The organism is Rhizobacter sp., assembly GCF_031412075.1.
Taxonomy (GTDB): domain Bacteria; phylum Pseudomonadota; class Gammaproteobacteria; order Burkholderiales; family Burkholderiaceae_C; genus Rhizobacter.
Map to the genome: position 1 here is coordinate 1 of NZ_JANOCG010000005.1, position 2,978 is coordinate 2,978.

Here is a 2,978-nt window from a genome sequence, read left to right on the forward strand (position 1 = left end):
CAACAGGCCGGCCAGTGCGTCGATGTTTTTTTCGACCAGCGTGGATTCTTTTTTCAGGCTGCGGTCGAGCCAGTCGGCAGTGGCGCCGAGCACGGCGAGCAGGTCCTTGGGGGCGTCCTTGATGTATTCGTCGATGTAGAAAAAAAGCGTGCCTTCTTCATACGGGCCGTTCCAGGCGCCGTGGCGCTGCATGAAGGTGGCGTCGGTCAGCGTCTCGTGACCGGCCCAGTGTTCGTTGCCCTTGCAGCGGTTGTTCAAGAAGGTGCGCAGCCGCGCCAGCACCGACGCCGGCCAGACCAGGTGTTTGCCGGTGAGGGAGAGCAGGCCATTCCAGTCGCGCCGCACGTTGAAGCGGCCCGCGTGCCGCACAGTGAGCGTCAGCACGAATTGCGAGCACATGCGGTCGAGAACCGGCGCCTCTTTCAGGCCGGGTGACAACACCACGCGTGCATCGATGTGACTGGTCGCCATGGGCATCTCCAGCGGGAATGCTGGGCCATCTTGGCGCACCCTGCGCCAGGCGGCAAGCCCCGTCCGAGGCGACCTTACTTCAGCGCAGTACGCTGAACGCGTGAAGAAGACAGGCCCCCGTGCCGCAATTCACGCTTGCAACACGGGGGCCTGTGGGTGCGGTGCGGCCGCAGTCAGTGCATCATCAGCGGGTGGTGCATCAGCGAGGTGTAACGCTCGATGTAGTCGTCCATCTCTTCTTCCGAGGGCGAGGTTTTGATCAAGGCTTCGACACCTTCCTTGAAACTTTCGGCCATGGCGCCTTCGATGAAGATTTCCTTGCGGGCGAATTTGTCGACGATTTCGTAGCCGCCGCGCGAAAGCGCGGTCTCCTGGTGGGCCGTGGTTTCACTGGGCACGTCGAACTCCACGACGACGAAGCTGTCCGAGTTGTAAAGCATCTGCATGCAAGCATCTCCTTCACAGCTAACTCGGGGTCATCACGCCATATTCAAGCCGCTGCTTTCCTGCATGCCCCTGCAGGCGAGGGGGTCAAGATGCGGGTTGAGCGGTTTGCATCAGCAGCTCCAGTGCGGAGCCTTCGCTGGTGAGCACCGCCCGCACCGGCAGATAGTGCAGGCTCGGGGCCAGCCACACCTCGACCCGCGTGTCGTGTGGTTTGCGGGGCTCGCGCACCAGCTTGATGGCCTGCACCGGGCTGTCGCCGGTGGCCACTTCTTCAATCCCTTGCACCCGGAAGGCCCACACGTCGGCATCGCCACGTGCACCCGCCACGTACATCGCCAAGCGTGCGCCGGCCACCAGGCGCTTGGGGTCGGCTGATGCGATGGCCGCGATCTGGATCATCCAGCTCATGCGGTCTTGCGCACCGGGCAGCAGCGGGTACTCGGTGCTCGGCCCGGAAAAGGTGATCTTGCCGGCGCTGCGTTGAAAGTTGGCGGCCAGCTCGGCCTTGCCACGCCGTTTGTCGGTGAAGCGCAGCGGGGCGAGCCCGGCGGCGTCAAACCCGCCTTCGCTGACCCAGGTGAGGATGCTGAAGCCCGCCATGCGGCCATCGAGCCGGGCCACGTACCCTCTGGCGCCGGGGCGCCACGTCAGCTCGCCGGTGCCGCGCAGGGCGCCGCGGTGCATGTGGTATTGCAGGGTCATCGCCGGCGGGATCTGGGTGCGGTACTGCGGCAAGTCGTCCGCGTCAGAGTTGGCCACCAGCGTGGGCTCGGCGCTGATTTCGGCGGTCAACGCGGCAGCGACCAGCACAGGCTCGGCTGGCACGGCTACTTCTTCTCGTTGCGGCGCTGGTTCGGCGGGCGACTTGGCGACACGGCGCGGCGGCGCCGGGGCGGGCTTGACGGCGACCACCGGCGCGGGCTCGGCGGCCAGAGGCAAGGTGCGCACCTGCACCACCACCAGGTTGCGCGCCGGGATGTCCGCCGCAAACGAACTCACCACTCCCTGCCACAGCACGAGGTGCAGCCAGGCCACGCCCCCGGCCAGCGCCAGCAGCGCGAGCAAAGGCCGGCGGGTGGCTGAGCGGTTGGTTGACGAGGGGGTGGCGGCTGAATGCATGCGTTGACAATACGGGATGCGGCCATCCTAGCCAATTGAGCCACCTGAGACACGAGAAGACCATGAAACTCGCAAGCTACAAAGACGGATCGCGCGACGGCCAGCTGGTCGTCGTTTCGCGTGACCTCGCCACGGCCCACTTCGCCACCGGCATCGCCACCCGCCTGCAGCAGGTGCTCGACGACTGGGGTTTTCTGTCGCCCCAGCTCGAAGACCTCTACACCACGCTCAACCACGGCCGTGCGCGGCATGCCTTTCCCTTCGACCCGGCCATGTGCATGGCGCCGCTGCCGCGCGCCTACCAGTGGGCCGACGGCTCGGCTTTCATCAACCATGTGGAGCTGGTGCGCAAGGCGCGCAATGCCGAAGTGCCCGAAAGTTTTTACACCGACCCGCTGATGTACCAGGGCGGCAGCGACGACTTCCTGGGCCCGTGCGACAACATCGTCGTGCCGAGCGAAAAGATGGGCATCGACTTCGAGGCCGAGGTGGCGGTGATCACCGGCGACGTGCCCATGGGCACCAACGCCGACGAAGCGCTGGAGGGCATTCGCCTGCTGATGATTGCCAACGACGTGAGCCTGCGCAACCTCATCCCGGCCGAGCTGGCCAAGGGCTTCGGCTTTTTCCAGAGCAAGCCCGCCACCGCCTTCAGCCCGGTGGCGGTGACGCTCGACGAAGTGGGCAGTGCCTGGAACGGCGGGCGCCTGCACCTGCCGCTGCAAAGCACCTGGAACGGCAAGCGGGTGGGCCTGTGCGACGCCGGCCCCGAGATGACCTTCCACTTCGGCCAGTTGATCGCCCACATCTGCAAGACGCGCAACGTGCGCGCCGGCAGCATCGTCGGCAGCGGCACCGTCAGCAACGCCGACGCGAGCCGCGGCTACTCGTGCATCGCCGAGAAGCGCGCGACCGAGACGCTCGACGGCGGCGCGCCCAAG

At 66.2% G+C, this 2,978-nt stretch carries 3 protein-coding genes and 1 pseudogene; 1 reads left to right on the plus strand and 3 read right to left on the minus strand.

Annotation, left to right across the window (positions count from 1 at the left end; genetic code table 11):
* The 3 genes and pseudogenes from RMO40_RS00135 to RMO40_RS00145 all read right to left on the minus strand — a co-directional run.
* Positions 1-471 (minus strand): annotated as a pseudogene (locus RMO40_RS00135) (ATPase); the annotation flags it as partial.
* A gap of 173 nt (positions 472-644) precedes the next feature.
* Complete coding sequence (locus tag RMO40_RS00140) at positions 645-917, minus strand: BTH_I0359 family protein (protein ID WP_309714760.1); 273 nt, start codon at positions 915-917, stop codon at positions 645-647.
* 85 nt (positions 918-1,002) lie between these two features.
* Entirely contained in the window at positions 1,003-2,037 is a 1,035-nt protein-coding gene (locus RMO40_RS00145) for a DUF3108 domain-containing protein (RefSeq protein ID WP_309714761.1), read from the minus strand.
* A gap of 62 nt (positions 2,038-2,099) precedes the next feature.
* Here RMO40_RS00145 and RMO40_RS00150 point away from each other — a divergent pair.
* Positions 2,100-2,978: fumarylacetoacetate hydrolase family protein (locus tag RMO40_RS00150; protein ID WP_309714763.1), on the plus strand; the 879-nt coding region annotated here is incomplete at its 3' end.

Excerpts from the sequence above, each read along its gene's own strand:
- RMO40_RS00140 (WP_309714760.1), bottom strand. The coding sequence starts at position 917 with ATGCAGATGCTTTACAACTCGGACAGCTTCGTCGTCGTGGAGTTCGAC.
- RMO40_RS00145 (WP_309714761.1), bottom strand. The coding sequence starts at position 2,037 with ATGCATTCAGCCGCCACCCCCTCGTCAACCAACCGCTCAGCCACCCGC.